General features: G+C 71.8%; 18 protein-coding genes. 13 read left to right on the top strand and 5 right to left on the bottom strand.

All coding sequences use genetic code 11. From position 1 onward, the window contains the following. Positions 1-89: 89 nt before the first annotated feature. The 4 genes from ABDZ89_RS00200 to ABDZ89_RS00185 all read left to right on the top strand — a co-directional run bounded on the left by ABDZ89_RS00200 (position 90) and on the right by ABDZ89_RS00185 (position 3799). The gene (locus ABDZ89_RS00200; protein WP_343775347.1) at positions 90-803 is read left to right on the top strand and encodes a ribulose-1,5-bisphosphate 5-phosphatase; all 714 of its coding nucleotides are present in this window, start codon (positions 90-92) and stop codon (positions 801-803) included. Continuing rightward, positions 800-1489 (top strand): ribulose-1-phosphate aldolase, encoded by a 690-nt coding sequence (locus ABDZ89_RS00195; protein WP_343775345.1) that lies wholly within the window; start codon positions 800-802, stop codon positions 1487-1489. Before ABDZ89_RS00200 ends, ABDZ89_RS00195 begins: the two co-directional genes overlap by 4 nt. A 91-nt stretch (positions 1490-1580) precedes the next feature. Next, on the top strand, positions 1581-2552 hold the full coding sequence (locus ABDZ89_RS00190; protein WP_343775344.1) for a ribose 1,5-bisphosphate isomerase: 972 nt from the start codon (positions 1581-1583) through the stop codon (positions 2550-2552). Then, entirely contained in the window at positions 2549-3799 is a 1251-nt protein-coding gene (locus ABDZ89_RS00185) for an ATP-dependent ribose-1-phosphate kinase (protein WP_343775343.1), read from the top strand. The genes ABDZ89_RS00190 and ABDZ89_RS00185 overlap by 4 nt, the downstream gene beginning before the upstream one ends. Positions 3800-3836: 37 nt before the next feature. Here ABDZ89_RS00185 and ABDZ89_RS00180 read toward each other — a convergent pair whose 3' ends face one another. Both ABDZ89_RS00180 and ABDZ89_RS00175 read right to left on the bottom strand, forming a co-directional pair. Further along, a complete protein-coding gene (locus tag ABDZ89_RS00180) occupies positions 3837-5084 on the bottom strand; it encodes a hypothetical protein (protein ID WP_343775341.1) in 1248 nt (415 codons plus the stop codon). Positions 5085-5183: 99 nt separating this feature from the next. After that, entirely contained in the window at positions 5184-6293 is a 1110-nt protein-coding gene (locus ABDZ89_RS00175) for an asparaginase domain-containing protein (protein WP_343775340.1), read from the bottom strand. Between the two features lie 281 nt (positions 6294-6574). Here ABDZ89_RS00175 and ABDZ89_RS00170 point away from each other — a divergent pair, with 281 nt between their 5' ends. From ABDZ89_RS00170 to ABDZ89_RS00160, 3 genes are all read left to right on the top strand, one after another. After that, entirely contained in the window at positions 6575-6796 is a 222-nt protein-coding gene (locus ABDZ89_RS00170) for a DUF8028 family protein (protein WP_343775339.1), read from the top strand. 180 nt (positions 6797-6976) lie between these two features. Further along, positions 6977-8635, top strand: a complete 1659-nt coding sequence (locus ABDZ89_RS00165) for a DUF255 domain-containing protein (protein ID WP_343775338.1) — start codon at positions 6977-6979, stop codon at positions 8633-8635. A 158-nt stretch (positions 8636-8793) separates the two neighbouring features. Further along, on the top strand, positions 8794-9600 hold the full coding sequence (locus ABDZ89_RS00160; RefSeq protein WP_343775337.1) for a TrmB family transcriptional regulator: 807 nt from the start codon (positions 8794-8796) through the stop codon (positions 9598-9600). Between the two features lie 101 nt (positions 9601-9701). On the opposite strand, the gene mptA is transcribed toward ABDZ89_RS00160, so the two are convergent. Continuing rightward, on the bottom strand, positions 9702-10628 hold the full coding sequence (gene mptA / locus ABDZ89_RS00155) for a GTP cyclohydrolase MptA (protein ID WP_343775336.1): 927 nt from the start codon (positions 10626-10628) through the stop codon (positions 9702-9704). 225 nt (positions 10629-10853) lie between these two features. On the opposite strand from mptA, the gene ABDZ89_RS00150 reads away from it, so the two are divergent. Together ABDZ89_RS00150 and ABDZ89_RS00145 are read left to right on the top strand one after the other, a co-directional pair. Further along, positions 10854-11147 (top strand): 50S ribosomal protein L21e, encoded by a 294-nt coding sequence (locus ABDZ89_RS00150; protein WP_343775334.1) that lies wholly within the window; start codon positions 10854-10856, stop codon positions 11145-11147. 1 nt (position 11148) lies between these two features. Further along, positions 11149-11505, top strand: a complete 357-nt coding sequence (locus ABDZ89_RS00145; protein WP_343775331.1) for an RNA polymerase Rpb4 family protein — start codon at positions 11149-11151, stop codon at positions 11503-11505. A gap of 69 nt (positions 11506-11574) precedes the next feature. Here ABDZ89_RS00145 and ABDZ89_RS00140 read toward each other — a convergent pair whose 3' ends face one another. Both ABDZ89_RS00140 and ABDZ89_RS00135 read right to left on the bottom strand, forming a co-directional pair. Next, the gene (locus ABDZ89_RS00140) at positions 11575-12291 is read right to left on the bottom strand and encodes a class I SAM-dependent methyltransferase (RefSeq protein ID WP_343775328.1); all 717 of its coding nucleotides are present in this window, start codon (positions 12289-12291) and stop codon (positions 11575-11577) included. Beyond that, on the bottom strand, positions 12249-13097 hold the full coding sequence (locus ABDZ89_RS00135; protein WP_343775325.1) for a hypothetical protein: 849 nt from the start codon (positions 13095-13097) through the stop codon (positions 12249-12251). Before ABDZ89_RS00135 ends, ABDZ89_RS00140 begins: the two co-directional genes overlap by 43 nt. 103 nt (positions 13098-13200) lie before the next feature. On the opposite strand from ABDZ89_RS00135, the gene ABDZ89_RS00130 reads away from it, so the two are divergent. The 4 genes from ABDZ89_RS00130 to ABDZ89_RS00115 all read left to right on the top strand — a co-directional run bounded on the left by ABDZ89_RS00130 (position 13201) and on the right by ABDZ89_RS00115 (position 16629). Next, the gene (locus ABDZ89_RS00130) at positions 13201-13833 is read left to right on the top strand and encodes a DUF655 domain-containing protein (protein WP_343775322.1); all 633 of its coding nucleotides are present in this window, start codon (positions 13201-13203) and stop codon (positions 13831-13833) included. Positions 13834-13902: 69 nt separating this feature from the next. After that, positions 13903-14802, top strand: a complete 900-nt coding sequence (locus tag ABDZ89_RS00125; protein WP_343775320.1) for a 16S ribosomal RNA methyltransferase A — start codon at positions 13903-13905, stop codon at positions 14800-14802. 1 nt (position 14803) lies between these two features. After that, positions 14804-16009: a mechanosensitive ion channel family protein gene (locus ABDZ89_RS00120; protein ID WP_343775317.1), complete on the top strand. Its 1206-nt coding sequence runs from the start codon at positions 14804-14806 to the stop codon at positions 16007-16009. Then, positions 16006-16629 carry a HemK2/MTQ2 family protein methyltransferase gene (locus tag ABDZ89_RS00115; RefSeq protein ID WP_343775315.1) on the top strand — a complete coding sequence of 208 codons (624 nt, stop codon included), beginning with the start codon at positions 16006-16008 and terminating at the stop codon, positions 16627-16629. The genes ABDZ89_RS00120 and ABDZ89_RS00115 overlap by 4 nt, the downstream gene beginning before the upstream one ends. Positions 16630-16700: the final 71 nt, after the last annotated feature.

Raw genomic sequence — 16700 nt, 5'->3', positions numbered from 1 at the left:
GCCTGCGGGTGGTCCCCGAACGGGCCGTTCCGTGCTGGTTCGCGGCCGCGTCGAACCACGCTTAAGTCGGTGCCGCGCGGAGTCCGGCCATGAGCTACGAGGCGGTGTGTTTCGACCTCGACAACACGCTGTATCCGTACGCCCCCTGTAACGAGGCGGGCAAGCGGGCCGCGCTCGCCGCGCTCCGCGAGCGGGGGTACGATCTGGACCGCGAGTCGTTCGACGACCTGTACGCGACCGGGCGACGGGCGGCGAAACGGGAGACGCGAACCACCGCCGCCTCCCACGACCGTCACATCTACTTCAAGCGGGGGTTGCGCCGCCACGCCGGCGAGCGCGACGCCGCGACCGCGCTGGCGGCCGGCGACGCCTACTGGGACGGCTACGTCGCGGCCATGTCGCTGTGTGACGGCGTCGAGGCCGCGTTCGACCGGCTCGCCGCCGAGGGCGTCGCGGTCGCCGTGGTGACGAACCTCACGACGCGGGTCCAACTGCGCAAGCTGGCGAGCCTGGGGATCGACGACCGGGTGGACCTCCTCGTCACCTCCGAGGAGGTGGGCCGCGAGAAGCCGAGCGCGCTCCCGTTCACGACCGCGCTGTCGACGCTCGACCGCCGGCCCAGCGAGACGCTGATGGTCGGCGACAACGTCGACGCCGACGTGGTCGGCGGGAACGCGGTCGGGATGGACACGGCGCTTTTCGTCGCCGACGGCGACGCCCCGCCCGCGGCGGCCCTCGACGGCGACCGCTCCCCTGACCACCGGCTCGACGCCCTCGCCGACGTGACGGAGGTGGCGACGTGACCCGCGACGGCGCCGACGCCGACCCGGGCGCGAACTCGGACCTCCTGCGCGAGGCACGCGAGGCGGTCGTCGAGTACGCACCCGCGCTGGCGGACCTGACGCCGGCCCGGACCGGAAACCTGAGCGTCCGCGACGGCGACCGCGTCGCGGTCACGCCCACCGGCGTGCCCTACGACTCCTTCGACGCCGCCGACGTGCCGGTCGTCTCGCTCGACGGCGAGCGGCTGGCCGGGCGGATGGCGCCCTCCAGCGAGGTGCCGATGCACACGGGCATCTACAAACACGACCGACCGGGCGCCATCGTCCACACCCACTCGCCGTGGGCGACGACGATGGCGACGCTCGGCCGGAAGCTCCCGCCGGTCCACTACATGATCGCGGCCGTGGGGCGAGAGGTCCCGCTGGCCGACTACGCGCCGTACGGCACCGAGGAGCTGGCCGCGAACGTCGTCGCTGCGATGGCCGAGGCGGACTCCGACGCAGCCATCCTCGCGAGCCACGGGCTCGTCGTCACCGGCCCCGATGTCGGGACGGCCGTCGAGAACACCCGCCACGTCGAGGACCTCTGTCGGCTCTACCTGCGCGCGTCCGCCGTCGGCGAGCCGACCGTCCTCACCGACGAGCAGCTGGCGACCGTCGAGGAGCGGTTCGAGAGCTACGGCCAACAGCCGGGCGACGACGACTGATCCCGGCGGTCCGCCACCGCTCACGCCGACGCGCCTCGCCTCCCGGACGCGGAGCCGGTTTTATAAATACCGGGCGGGTCACGGGATCGGTATGACAGACACCGATCCGGCGCCGGCGGTCGGCGAGACCGCGGAGTCGATCGCGACGATGGAGATCCGAGGCGCGGCTACCATCGCCTCCGCGGCCGCCGAGGCCCTGGCGGACCAGGCCGAGGCGGCGGCCGACGCGGAGCCGACCGCGAGCGACCCCGAGGCGTTCCGCGCGTCGCTGCGCGCTGCCGGTCGGACGCTCCGCGAGACGCGGCCGACGGCCGTCTCGCTGCCGAACGCGCTCCGGTACGTCCTCCAGCGGATGGAGGGGGACTCGGTCGACGCGCTCCGCGACAGCGTCGTCGACGCGAGCGAGGCGTTCGTCCGCCAGCTCGACCGCGCGCAGGAGGACCTCGGACAGGTGGGCGCGAACCGCCTCGCCGACGGCGACACGGTGATGACCCACTGTCACTCGACGGACGCGCTCGCGTGTATCGAGGCGGCCGTCGAGCAGGGGAAGTCGATCTCGGCGGTCGTCAAGGAGACGCGCCCGCGCCAGCAGGGGCACATCACCGCCGAACAGCTCCGCGACATCGGCGTCCCGGTGACGCTGATCGTCGACTCCGCGGCGCGGCGCTACCTCGACGAGGTCGACCACGTCGTCGTCGGCGCCGACTCGATCGCCGCGGACGGCGGCGTCATCAACAAGATCGGCACGTCGGGACTCGCCGTCAACGCCCGCGAGCGCGGGGTCCCCATCATGACCGCGGCCCAGACGATCAAGCTCCACCCGGAGACGCTGACGGGCCACACCGTCGAGATCGAGATGCGCTCGGAAGCGGAGGTGATCGAGTCGGAGGAACGCGAGGCGATCGGCGAGATCACCGTCGAGAACCCGGCCTTCGACGTGACGCCGCCGCGGTACATGGACGCGATCGTCACCGAGCAGGGGCAGTTCCCGCCCGAGAGCATCGTGACGCTGATGCGGGAGCTGTTCGGCGAGGGCGCCGCCGAGCCCTGGGCGGAACCATGAGCGGACGCGACGACGCGTCCGAGCCCGACGACGGCGGCGTCGACGACTGGGACGAGACGGTCGCCGAGTGGGACCGCGAGGTCGACGACTGGGAGGGCGACGCCCCGAGCGACGGGCGCGACTCGGAGGCCGCCTCGGCCGACGACGCGAGCGATTCCGACCCTGCGGACCCCCGTTCGGAGGCTACCGACTCTGAATCCGCCGACCGGGACGGCGGCACTCGCGACGGCGATGCCGGAGGCGTCGACCCGGCGGTCGACCGCGACCCGGACCTGACGCCGGGCGACTCCGACCGCGTTCCGAAGGTGATCGCCGCGGGCCACATCAACTGGGACGTCACGATCCACGTCGATCAGCTCCCGGAGGCCGACGGCGAGACCCGGATCGAGCGGCTCGAACAGTCCGGCGGCGGCAGCGCCGCGAACGTCGCGGTCGGGCTGGTCGATCTGGGCGGGCAGTCGGTCGTCTACGGCAGCGTCGGCGGCGACGAGTCGGGCGCGCTGGCGCTGCGCGAGCTGTCGAAGGCCGGCGTCGACCCCGGGCAGGTGCTCGTCGACGCCGCCGAGCCCACCTCGGTGAAGTACGTGATCGTCGACGGGGACGGGGAACTGCTCATGCTCGCCAACGACGGCGCAAACGAGTCCTTCTCGGCCGCCGGGCTCGACCGAGACACGCTGGCGGCCGCCGACCACCTCCACCTCACCGGCCAGCAGCCGGCGACCGCGGCGGCGCTCGCGACCGCAGCGGGCGAGGTCGATGCCACCCGGAGCTTCGACCCCGGTCGCCGCGTCGCCGACCGCGAGTTCGACGCGGCGCTCCACGCCACCGACGTGCTGTTCCTCAACGACCGCGAGGCCGAGGCGCTCGCGAACGCCACCGACATCGACCCGTGGGAGCCCGACGACCGCGTGGTCGCGATCAAGCTCGGCGACGAGGGCGCGACGGTCCGGACGCCGCACGGCAGCGTCTCGCACCCGGGGTTCGACGTCGAGCCGGTCGACACGACCGGCGCCGGCGACGCCTTCGCCGCCGGGTTCCTCGCGGCCGCGCTGCGGGAGCCGGAGATCACCGGTGACGGCTTCTCACACGACCCCCGCGACTATCAGGTACCGCTTCTCGTCGGCAACGCCTGCGGGGCCGTCGCGACCGAGTCGGTGACCGCGCGCACCGACCTCTCGTGGGACCGCGTCCGCGAGACGATGGGCGAGTCGCCGGAGACCGACCTGCTGATCGAAGTACGGGCCTGACGCGACCGCCGCACTGCCGCGCCCCGAACGCCCGGCCTTACCCCTCGTAGTCGAACGCCACCGCGAGGTCGTCGGCGCCGAAGAAGACGAACCGATACCGACCGGGAACGAGGTCCGGACAGACCCGGAAGGCGTCCGCGCGCGGGCCGTCCTCGACGAGTCCAGTCTCGGTCATCTCGAACTCCCACTCCAGCGTCCCGCCCGGCGGAACGGCGATCGCCAGGTCGTTGTACCCGACGCCGGGGTCGCCGTCGGTGCCGCGGAGCTCGGTCCAGCCGCCTTCTGTCCGGAGCTCTAGGTTGTACTTCGCCCGACTGCCGACGGACGCCGCGTCGCCCGAGACGTTCGTCAGTTCGATCCGGAACCGGTCCCCGCGGGCGACGGTGAGGTCGTCCGCGTCGCCGTCGCCTCCGCTCCCGGCGGCGTCCGTCGGCTCGTCTCCGGTGGCGTCGCCGAAGTCGGTCACGACCCGGAGCGCGAGTGAGCCGTCGTCTCCGTCGCCGTCCGAACCGATTCCCCCGCCGCTACCCCAGTTGACGCCGCCCTCGTACAGCTGCGGATGTCGCTCGAAACCGTCGGCGTCGCAGTCGAACGACGCCGGCAGACTCGACGGCTCCCCGTCGGGGCGAATCCCGCCGCGGAGTCGCTCGGGGTCGAGAATACCGTCGTCGCTTCGGAGCGTGCCAGTCTCACCCCAGCCGTCGGTGATCGAGAGCCGCGCCGCGTCGGGGAGCGGCCCGCCGGTGACCCGGACGAACGCACCCGAGTACGTGATCGCTTCGCCGCAGGCCACGTCGTCGTCGCCGGGTCCCAGCACCGTCGCGTCCGCGACGAAGGTCCCGTCCTCGACGCCGGCCCCGTCGAACGTGATCTCGTCGTAGCAGGTGTTCGGCCCGACCGACTCGACGTAACAGAGCACCGACTCCGCGAAGTCGGTCTCGGCGACGAACTCCTCCGCTTCCTCGGGCGCCTCGGCGAGCAGCCACGAGGGATCGTCGTCCGCGGTGAAAAGCGCACAGAACCCCAGCCGTTCCGTCCGTTTCCAACTGGCCCCCGAGAGGGCCGCACCGGTCTGCTGGACGACGAACGAGTGCTCGTCGCCGCCGTCGTCATCGTCGTCGCCGTCGCCGCCGTCGGTTCCGTTTCCGTCGGTGCCGCTCCCGTCGGTGCCGTCGCTCCCGTCTCTGCCCGTGGCCGGCCCCCCGGCCTCGGTACACCCGGCGAGCGCGACGACGCTTCCGGTGCCGATCCCGTAGCAGGCCGCTCGTCGCGTGAGGTCGCTCATGCTTCCGGGCACGCGGTCGACGCATAAGGCCCTCGTGTAAACGAAAACGCGCGTCTCACCCATCGCGATCGCCGACGAAATCGGGGGTGTCCCCGGCCCTCACGCCGGCGGCGCGAACAGCGCCTCGATCCCGTCTCGGTCGAGGTCGGCTGCGAGGCCGAGCGCGAGCGCGACGCGCGCCTTCGCGGCCGGCAGGTCGCCCGCGAACGTCACCCCGTGGTCCGCGAGCGTGACGGCGCCGCCCGGGGTCCCGTACACCGGCTCCGTCGGCCCGGCGGGCGGGCGGCCGGCGACGACGACCGGAACGGACTCGACCGCCTCGCCGAGCGCGTCTCCGAGCGCGCCGGTGACGTTTCCGAGGCCGGTCCCCTCGACGACGACCCCACCGACATCCGCGTCGAGCGCGCGTTCGAACGCGCCCGCGCCGACGCCGGTCCCCGAGTGGATAACGGGGACCTCCGGCACGTCCGCCGGGCCCTCGATCGCGTCCGTGAGGGGCTCGACCGAGACGCCGCGTTCGGGTGCGCGGAGGACCCTCGACGCGGCCCGGGTGAACGTCGCGACCGGCCCCGACCCCGGCGAGGTCATCGTCGACAGCGCGTTGCTGTGGCCCTTCACGGCGTCGCGGGCGGCGTGCAGTTCGTCGTCGAACGCGACGTGGACGCCCGCCGCGAACCGGTCGTCCGCGGCCGCCCGCACGGCGAGCGCGAGGTTCGCCGGCACGTCGCTGGACGGCTCGTCGAGCCGTCGCTGCGCCCCCGTCACGACGACCGGCGCGTCGAGGTCCGTGAGGAGGTCGAGCGCGAACGCGGTGTCCGCGAGGGTGTCCGTCCCGTGGGTGACGACGACCCCGTCCGCGTCGCCCGATCCCTCCGCCGTCCCGCCGCTGTCGCCTCCGACCTCCCCTTCGCCGACCGCGTCGCGAACGGCGTCGGCGGTCGCGAGCACGTCGCCCCACCGGACGTCGAACCCGGGCTGTGAACACACCTCTCTGGTCGTCACCCGCGCGTGGTCGGCCGCGGCCGGCACCGCCTCGACGAGGTCGGCGCCGGTCTTCTCGGGCGCCGCGCCGCCGTCGCTCGGCTCGGAGGCGATGGTGCCGCCGCAGGCGACGACGGCCACCGTCGGCCGGCCGCCGTCGGTGCGCGCCGCCGAACGGTCGCCGTCTCTCCGGTCGTCGCGTCGGTCGGATCGAGCGGTCTCGGTCATACCCTCACTTCGCCCCCGGACGGACAAAGCGGTTGGTGACGCGGCAGTCGGTCGGCCTCGGGTTCGTCGGTCCGAAGCGATCGAACCGGTCCGGAGCGGGCGGATCGGTCCTGGCGGGGGCGATCGGTGTCGATCGCGAAACAAAGGGTTAGAGAACGCGATAAACGATTAGAGTTGCTCTGAATCGGTTTTAAAACGTCTCGATCGAACGAGAAACGAGGTGAAATTCGGCGAACCCTCGTCGGGGTATATGTGGGGTCCCGTCGTACGGAGAAGCGTCCATGTCAACCCCCGCTCCGACGCAGATCGCCTCCGGCGAACGACTCGCCGGACTGATGACCGGCACCGTCAAGGCCGCCGCCTTCTGGGCGGCGATCGCCATCCCGGCCACCTACCCCGTCCTGCTGTACTCCGGTCTCGACGACGGTACCGGGCGGCTGTTCGTCGCCCTGCTGTTCGCGAACGCCCTCGCGCTCGCGCTCGGTCACGACCACAAGCGCTGACGGTCCGAACGCCGAATCGCTCGTCCGAACGCCGACGCGTCGCTCGGACACCGGCGCGACGCCCTCCCGCCCTCCTGCGTCCGTTCTCTCCGCCCGTCTCCTCCGGCTTCGATCCCCTAGTGCTCGCTCCGCGCCTTCCGCTCTCGAAGCGCTTACCCACGCCCCGGTCCGACTGCGGGTATGAGCGACGAGACCCGCGTCGAGTGGCGCGACTGGGGCCCAGAGGCGTTCGCCGAGGCCGACGAGCGCGACTGCCCGGTGCTGCTCTCGCTGTCGGCCACGTGGTGCGAGGGCTGTCACGAGATGGACGCGATCACCTACGCGGAGCCGCGCATCGCCGCCAACGTCAACGAGGGGTTCGTCCCCGTCCGCGTCGACGTGGACCGCCACCCGCGGGTCCGCGAGCGGTACAACATGGGCGGGTTCCCGACGACCGCCTTCCTGACTCCCGAGGGAGAACTGCTCACGGGCGCGGGCTACCTCGACGTCGACGGGATGCGACAGGTCCTCGAGTCCGTCCGGTCGATGTGGACCGAGAAGGGCCGCGACGCCGGGCGCGTCCCGCGCGCGCTCAACGCCGACCTGCCGCCCCGCGGCGAGTTGACCGACGAGATAGAGAGCCACCTGGCGGGTCAGGTGGAGGTGAAGTACGACGACGACTACGCCGGCTGGGGGACCGACGCGAAGTTCCCGCTGCCCCGCACCGTCGAGTTCGCGCTGAAGCGGGACCGGAACCGCGCGCTCCGGACGCTCGACGCGGTCCGCGACCACCTCACCGACGACGTCGACGGCGGCTTCTTCCGGTACGCCGGCACGAGCGACTGGGGCGACGTGGCCTACGAGAAGCCGCTCGACACGAACGCCGCGGTGACGCGGGCGTTCGCGAACGCGTTCCTCCACACCGGCGACGAGGCGTACCTCGACCCCGCGCTCGACGCCGTCGAGTTCCTCACCGACGACCTCTGGACCGGCTACGGCGTCGGCGGGAGCCTCGGGCCCGGACTCGGTCGCGCGTACTACGCGGCGCCCGCCGAGGAGCGCGCCGACTTGGACGAGCCGCGCCGCGACCTGACGGTCTTCGCCGGCGGCAACGCGCTCGCCGCGGACGCCCTGCTCGCGGTGACCGCCTACACCGACGACGAGCGCGCCCGGGGGTACGCCGACCGGATACTCGACGGGCTCGAACGCGACCTGATCGACGCCGACAGCGGCGAGGTGACGCACTATCGCGGCAGCGACGAGGCCGGCGAGTCCGACCTGCTGGAGGACGCCGCCCGCGTGGTCGAGGCGTACGTCCGCGCCGCCGGGGTCCGCGGCGAGGGGATCGATGTCGCCCGCGCCGTCGCCGACCGAGCGATCGGTCGGCTCCGCGTCGACGGGTCGTTCGTCGACGGGCCGCGCTCGGGGCCGGGACTGCTCGACCGGTCGTTCCGCCCGCTCGACGCCAACGTCGAGATGGCGACGGCGCTCGCCGACCTGGCCGCGTTCACCGGCGAGGACCGCTACCGCGAGGTCGCGCGGGAGACGGCCGAGGCGTTCGCCGGCGCCACCGAGCGGCTGGGCGTCCAGGTGGCCGGCTACGGGAGCCTCGTCGGTCGGCTGCGCCGCGGCACGACCGTCATCGGGGTCGGCGCCGACCCCGGAAGCGACCTCCACCGCGCCGCGTGGCGGGTCGCCGACCACGAGAAGGTGGTCGTCCCGAACGCCGACGACGCCGACGGCTCTCTCCCCCGGTCGGTCCCGTCGGGAACCGCGGTCGTCTTCGCCGGCGACGACGCCTCCGAACCGGCGGAAACCCCCGACGAGTTGATGGATCAGGTCGGCGAGGTGCTGAGCTAACGCCTGCCGTCGGGTTGATCGGGCGCGTTACCGGGACTGCGTCGAATCCACCGCGGGATCGCCGAAACGACCCAGCGCGGTGTCCGGCGCGCTCCCGCGCTCCGGTCCGGATCGTAAACGGGCGACGTGTTTATACGGATGCCGCGGCATCCCCGGGTATGGCATCTCTCCGCGATCTGGGGCTCTCCGAGTACGAGGCCCGAGCGTACCGCGCGCTCCTCAGGACGGGGCCGACCACGGCGAAGGACCTGTCTCGGGCCAGCGAGGTTCCGATGGGGCGCATCTACGACGTGCTCAACAGCTTGGAACAGCACAACCTCGTGCGCAGTCAGGCCGCCAGCCGGCCGAAGAAGTACGTCGCGGTCGAACCGGACGCCGCGCTCGAGCGCCTCCTCGACGAGAAGAAGCGAGAGCTCCAGACGCAGGCCGAGCAGTACGAGTCGGTGGTCGACGACCTCTCGTCGGAGCTCGACGCCGGCGAGCCGGTCGACGGGCAGTTCTGGACCGCGGCCGTCGGCGCGGAGGAGGCGACCGACCTCCTCTTAGAGCGGATCTCCGCGGCCGAGCGACGGGTCGTCGTGGTTGCGGGCGCCCCCGCGACAGGCTTCGACCTCGGCACGATCGGCGAGCGCGTGACCGCGGAACTGGAGTCCGCGCTCGAACGCGGCGTCGAGATACGAGTGTTGCTGTCGCCGACGACGGTCGACGAGCTCCCGCGGAGCGTCGGCCGCCGGTACACGTCGGAGCTGACCGACATGGACGGCTTCGAGGTCAGGACGGCCCCCGGCGTCGAGGGGACGTTCAACGTGTTCGACGAGATCGAGGTGTGCATCGAGGTCCCGCACCCGCTGTCGGCGGACGAGCCGTTCGCCATGATCGACGTGAAAGACGTCGAGTTCGCGACGAGCGTGAAACAGCAGTTCGAGCCGCGGTGGTCGGAGTCGGAGCCGCTCGCGTTCGACTGACGCGACCGGACGGCGACCGAAGCGACCGGCGACCGAAGCGACCGGCGACCGAAGCGACCGCGACCAGAAGGGGTGCGACGCGAGTCGGACCGACCAGCCACCTAGCGACCGAGCTCGCCGCGGAGGTCGCCCATGGTGACCTCGCGCTCGGCGTGGGCGTTGTGCTGGTGGATCGACTCGTCGTTCGACTGTTTCATGTGGATCACGGCGTCGTCCGGGAGGTGACCGAACTCGTCGACGGTCCCCTCCGCGAGCGCCCGGACGCAGTCCTCGACGAACTTCGCGTCCGCGTGGGCCTCGTAGGTCATGTGGTCCTCGTCGGGCCGCTTCGCCATGTTGTAGATGCGCGCGCTCATCGAGTCGCGGGCGATGTCGATCACGTCCCGGAGGTCGACGTCCGGGTGACCGTCGGTCGTGATCGTCAGCGTCGCGTGGCCGCGCTGGGAGTGGCCCGGCTGCGGGACGGCGTCTAAGAACTCCTCGGTCGTCTCCTCGTCGACGCCGAGCTCGGCGAGCTTGTCTCGGGCCCGCGACTCGCTCATGCCCTGCGAGCAGGGACACACCGTCATCCCCGTCACCTCGGCGCCGATCTCCTCGCGCGTGCCGTTCTCGGTGGCGGTGGCGCTGGCGACGATCGTCGCCGTGCTCTGGGTCTCGATATCGGACGCCGGCGTGTTCTCGCGAGTGACGAGCTCGGCCGACATCGACACCTCGGCGGTGGTCGTGTACTCGTGTTTCTCTAAGAGTCGCTCCGCCGCGTCGCCGCAGACGTCCTCGACGCGGTACGCCTCGTCGCGAGTGATGTCTTCGAGAATCTCGTCGACGGTCGCGAGGTTCCGCGACATGTCGATCCCCTTCCGGCCGCTCGGGAGGTCGACGAACACCTCGAACTCCGCCATGAGAACGATCGGTCGCTTGTCGCCGCGCGCCAGTTTGACGAGTTTCTCCACGCCGGTAACGCCGACCTGCGAGAGCCCGACGGTGACGTCGGGGGCCGACGCCTGTACGTCCGGCAGCTGATGGCTCATTACGAATACGTTAGGGAGTTCGCAGGATTAGCCCTTTCGGAAGGGGGAGGTGCGTCTGGTAGTCGCACGCGCCGGCCGAGCGCGCGCGAGCCCTGCCCGATGTCCCCATCCGCTCGCGTTCCCATCCCCTCGCGTTCTCGCCCGCTGCGCGTGTGTGACGGAGCCACGCGCAGCGGGTCGTAACGCACGATTTATAACGGCGGCTGCGGAACGTATCCCAAGACCATGCCGAGTTCCAATGGGCCTCAGAAGGCGACCCGCGACAAGCTCTCGAACAAACCCCGCGACCGCGGTACCTCGCCGCCGCAGCGAGCGATCCAGGAGTTCGACGAGGGGTCGCAGGTCCACCTCAAGATCGACCCGAGCGTCCCGAAGGGCCGCTTCCACCCCCGCTTCGACGGCCGAACCGGCACCGTCGTCGGCAAACAGGGATCGGCGTTCAAAGTCGAGATCTCGGACGGCGGCAAGACGAAGACGCTCATCGTCACCGCCGCCCACATGCGGGCGCAGCAGAACTGAGATGACGATCTTCAAAGAGAAGCTCGACGAGGAGTACGTCACCACCTCCGAGGCGAAGGAGATCCTCGTGGAGATCGAAGACGAGCGCGCGGCCGACGAGGAGCGCGACCTCCGCTACGAGCTGGCGCGAGCGATCGAGCACGTCAACCGGTTCGCGAAGCTCGACGCCGACGAGTCGCGAGAGCTCGTCGAGGAGCTCACCGAACTGGAGCAGATCGACCTGCCGACCGCGGTGAAGATCACGGACCTCCTCCCCGAGGACCGCACGGAGCTCCGCTCGGTGTTCGCCCAGGAGCGCTACTCGCTCGACGGCGAGGAGCTCGACGAGATTCTCGACGTCGTCGCGAAGTACGCCTGAACGCGGCCCGACGGCGCCTTCCTCACGTTCCGCTTTCCACCATTCCCGTCCGGCCGGCGGCCCGCCGGCTCAGGAGTCGCGTCCCGCCTCGATGACGATGGTCCCGAACAGCCGGCGCTGTCCCTCGCGGACGGTCGTGGCGTCGTCGAGCGCGCGCCGCGCGGCGGCGGTCCGCTCGGCCAACAGCGCCAGCGGGTCGCCCGTTCGCGCGTCGAAGAGCCGGCCGTTCAGTCGAACGAACGCCCGAAGCGCCGCGTTCGCCGGGCGGCTCCCCTCGGGCGCGAAGGCGGCGACGACGACGGCGTCGGCGAGGGCGCACCAGCGGCGCACGACCGCGTACGAGTCGGGGAACAGCGACGTGACGAAGGTCGCGAGGACGCCGTCGGCGGCCGCGACCGGCGGGCGCTCGGCGTCGCCCTCGACGAGCGAGACGTTCTCCCACCCGCGGCGCTCGACGAGGGCCGCCGCCCGGTCGAGCATCCGGGTGGAGACGTCGACGCCGACGACCCGCCCCGTCGGACCGACGGCCTCCCGCAGCGCGGGGAGGTTGACGCCGGGACCGCAGCCGAACTCGACGACGGTGTCGCCGGGCGCGAGGTCCAGCCCGCGGACGCAGGCGGCCCGGACGCCGCCGACGGACGCCGTGGCCCGCGCGAACCAGTCGTAGACTCGCGCCCAAGCGTCGTAGCTGCGGCGGACTCGCCGCAGGCGCTCCGGGTCGCAGGCCGCCGTTCCGTCGTCGGTCACCGGTCGGCGCCCACGGCCGCGGGCGGGGTCTTCGGCCACCACTGCTCCGGGCCGTCCCGAGCGACCGTCGACTGACACTGCTCCGTGCCAGGACAGCCGCGCGGCCGCTGGTAGGCGATACCCCGTTCCGCGAGGTACGACACGTACCCGTCGTCGACGCGGTCGAGCTTCTCGTGGCACACCCATCGATCGCCGCGGGTCCCGGCCGCGACGTTCCGGTACGGACAGGTGAACGTCGTGCGCTCGACGCCCGCCTCGGAGGCCGTGTCGTCGATGTCCACCCCGACGAGCCGGTACGCGAGCCGCAGCCGGCGGACGACCGCCCCCGGCGAGGACGCCCCGAGGAACAGCCCGTACGCCAGCGCGTACCCGAAGTCGTGGAGCAGTCGCTCGCCCCGCGTCAGCGACGCCCGGTCGCCCTCCAGCCGCGACCGCAGGGTTCCGTACCACTCCGCGATCTCGCGGACGTCGTCGCGCAGCGCCGCGGCCTCCGCGAGCGCCTCGCGCCGCTCGGTCAGGATCGTCGGCCCGTCCGAGAGCCGGAACGACGGGACCGCCTCGACGTGTTCGAGCACCCGCTCGCGGAGGCAGTCGCCGTCCGCGTGCGCCGCGACGCGCCGACGGAGCTCGGGGAGCCACTCTCGCGTCAGCGCACCGTACGCGCCGTCGAGCAGGTCGTCGACCCGCGCGGCGTCGCTCGCGTCGGTCCGTCCGTCGGCCGTCCGACCGCCCGCGTCCCCGCGCTCCGCGTCCGCCGTCGCCAGCGGCCCCGCGTCCGCCTCGGGGGCGCCCCCCGGGAACGCCTCGACGAGTCGAACCAGCTCCTCCGGGTCGGGTTCTGCCATGGTATCACGTGGCACTCAACGCTCTTGAATCCGGGCGTCGCCGGTCGCGGGCGTGGTCCGTCCCGGCAGCGGTTTTTTCACCGCTCGGAGCGTTAAACGATACATGAGCCACGCCGACGGCGACGAGACGCCGGGCAACGACCGAGACGGGGGTGAGGGCGCCGCGGACGCCGGAGCGAACGGGGTCGACGACGCCGGTCCCACCGCCGTCCTGCTCGACGTGCTGCCGAACGGGCGGCCCGACGACGATCGCCCGCAGTCACGCAAGTCGCCGGTGGCGTACGGGCTCGGGGACGCCTCGTTCGCGCTGTACGAGCTCGCCCTCGACGACGACTCCGACGCATCGGTCGGCGACCGGATCGCGCTCGACGGCCCCGCGGTCGGTCGCTACCGCGAGGTGTCGTTCGACGACCTCACGCGGAACGCGGCGGCGGAGGTCGAGTACGCCGTCGAGGACGTCGTCGCTGCCGACGAGGGGCGGTTCGTCGAATTCTACAACGAGGCCGGGCCGATCACGCTCCGGCTCCACCAGCTGAACCTGCTGCCGGGGATCGGCAAGAAGCTCCGGAACGACCTGTTAGACGAGCGGAAGCGCGGGCCCTTCGAGAGCTTCGACGACGTTGAAGAGCGCATCGCCGGACTCCACCGACCGCGGGAAGTGATACTCGAACGGATCGTCGAGGAGATCCGCGAGGACGACCTGAAGTACCGGACGTTCGTCGGTCGCGAGGAGTGAGTCGACCGGATCGGCGGCGGATCGACCCCGAAACGAGACTTTTACCCGAACACCGCGTGTACCCCGGCCATGACCGACTCATCGACGGGTGAGGGCGCCGCGTACGGGCGGCGCGACCCCGACGCGCTCGCCAGGCGGGCCGGCACGCGCGCGGACCCCGACCGCGACCAGCACTTCCTCGTCGACGACCGGGTCCTCGACCGCATCCCCGGCTACCTCCCGGACGACGCCGACGCCGGTCACCTGCTGGAGATCGGCGGCGGCGCGGGCGCCCTCACTGACCGCCTGCTGGCGGCGGTAACCGCCGACGCGGGGCCCGATCCCGGCCGCGTCACCGTCGTCGAGCGCGACCGCGACTTCGCCGACTTCCTCCGCGAGGAGTTCGCGACGGCGCTGGACGCGGGGCTCCTCGACGTGGTCGAGGGCGACGCGCTCGACGTCGACCTCCCGCCGTTCACCGCCTGCGTCGCCAACCTCCCGTACGGCGTCTCCTCCGAGATCGCGTTCCGACTGCTCCCCGAGAAGAAGCCGCTCGTGTTGATGTTCCAGGCCGAGTTCGCCGAGCGCATGGTCGCGTCGGCCGGCGAATCGGAGTACGGCCGGCTCTCGGTGTCGGCGCAACACTACGCCGACGTGGAGATCGTCGAGCGCGTCCCGAAGGAGGCGTTCGACCCCCAGCCGGCGGTCGAGAGCGCGGTGGTGCGGTGTACCCCCCGCGACCCCGACTACGTCGTCGGCGACGAGGCGTTCTTCCTCCGGTTCGTGAAGGCGCTTTTCACCCAGCGTCGCAAGACGGTCCGGAACGCGGTGCGGAACACCGGACACATCTCCGGCCTCGACGAGCCTGAGGCGGTCGTCGACGCGGCCGACGAGGACCTACTCGGGCGTCGCCCCGGAACGCTAGACCCCCCGGCGTTCGCCGCGCTGGCAGAGTTGGCCCGCGAGCACGGGTCGCCGACGGAGGTGTGAGATGACCGGCTGGATCGGCCTCGTGACGGAGCTCCAGCGCGCCCTCACGAGCAACCTCCAGCGGTTCGCCGCCTCGGTGGCCGTCGTCGTCACCGTGCTGGCGGTGCGATACCTCACCCGGTGGCTGAAGCGACGCGACGATGACCTCTCCTCCACGCAGCGGTTGCTCCTGTCGGCGGCCGTCGGGGTCGCCACCGCGCTCGGCGCGATCGCGCTGATCGCGGTGTGGGACCGGAGCGGCGCCCTCCTCGAGACCGCCCAGTCGGCGTTGAGCGCCGACCAGCTGTCGAACGTCGTGTTGAGCGTGATCCTCCTCGCGACCGCCTACGCGCTCACCGACTTCCTCGGCGGTCTCATCCGCGAGATCGGCGCGGAGAGCGCGTCGATCTCCGACCACCAGCAGGAGGTCATCCTCCGGCTCACGCAGCTGACGGTGTACACGTCGGCGCTGATCGCGGTCGTCGGGCTGTTCACCGACAACGTCGGGAGCCTCCTCGTCGGCGCGGGGTTCCTCGGGATCGTGGTCGGCATGGCGGCGAGACAGACGCTCGGCGCGGTGTTGGCCGGCTTCGTGCTGATGTTCTCCCGACCGTTCGAGGTCGGCGACTGGGTCGAGATCGGCGACCACGAGGGAACGGTCACCGAGATATCGATCATGAGTACACGGCTCCGCTCGTTCGACGGCGAGGTGATCACGATGCCGAACGACACCGTCCGTTCGGGCTCGATCGTCGACCGCTCCCGGCGGAACCGCCTGCGGATCGAAGTCGAGGTCGGGATCGACTACGAGACCGACGTCGACCGCGCGATCGCGGTCGTCGAGGAGGCGGTCGCCGGCCTCGACGACGTGGGCGAGATGCCCGAGCCGAACGCCGTGACGAAGCGCTTCGACGATTCGGCGGTCGTGTTGGGGCTCCGCTACTGGATCCGCAACCCCAGCATGCGCAAGCGCTGGCGGACCCAGACGGCCGCGATGAGCGCCATGAAGCGCGCGCTCGAAGACGACGGGATCGTCATCCCGTTCCCGCAGCAGACGCTCTCCGCCCGCACGGACGACGCCTCCGGGCCGCGGCTCGACGCCTCCGTGGAGGACCGGGCCGCGAAGCGTGGCGGTTCCCGCGGTGACGGGGAGGGACAGGACGCGACCGGCGAGTCGGGGGCGGAGTCCGGTTCGACCGCGGACGACGCCGAGGGGTCGGACCGATGAACGACGCCGAGCCGGACGACGGGGAGTCTGACGACGGGGAGTCGGCGGACGGCCTCGCGGAGCGACGCGGCCTCGACGACGCCGTCGTCTACCAGCCCGCCGAGGACTCCGGTCTGCTCGCCGAGGCGGCCGTCGCGGAGGCGCACGGTCGCGTGCTGGAGGTCGGCACGGGTTCGGGATGGGTCGCCCGACGGATCGCCGACGAGCGGGGGCTCGACACCGTCGGCAGCGACCTCAACCCGCACGCGGCGCGCCAGGCCCGCGAGCGCGGCGTCGAGGGGATCGTCGCGGACCTGCTCTCCCCGTTCCGAGCGGACGCGTTCGACACGGTGTGTTTCAACCCGCCGTACCTCCCGACGGACCCGGACAACGAGTGGGACGACTGGATGGAGCACGCGCTCTCGGGCGGCGAGTCCGGCCGCGAACTCATCGATCCGTTCCTCGACGACGTCGGGCGCGTCCTGGCGCCCGACGGGGTCGTCCTCCTGCTCGTCTCCTCGCTCACCGGGTACGACGAGGTGCTGGAGCTGGTGGCGGACGCCGGATTCGCGGCCGAGCCGGTCGTCGAGGAGTCGTTCCCCTTCGAGACGCTCACCGTGCTGGCGCTGCGGCGGGCGTAGCCCGGACCGCAGCCGAATTACCTCCGGACATAATCCGCATTAGCAAATATTATACGGCGGTATATCGAACC

The sequence above is a fragment of the Halorubrum ejinorense genome (assembly GCF_039522565.1).
GTDB classification, from domain to species: domain Archaea; phylum Halobacteriota; class Halobacteria; order Halobacteriales; family Haloferacaceae; genus Halorubrum; species Halorubrum ejinorense.
This window is presented reverse-complemented; position numbering and strand designations above follow the sequence as displayed.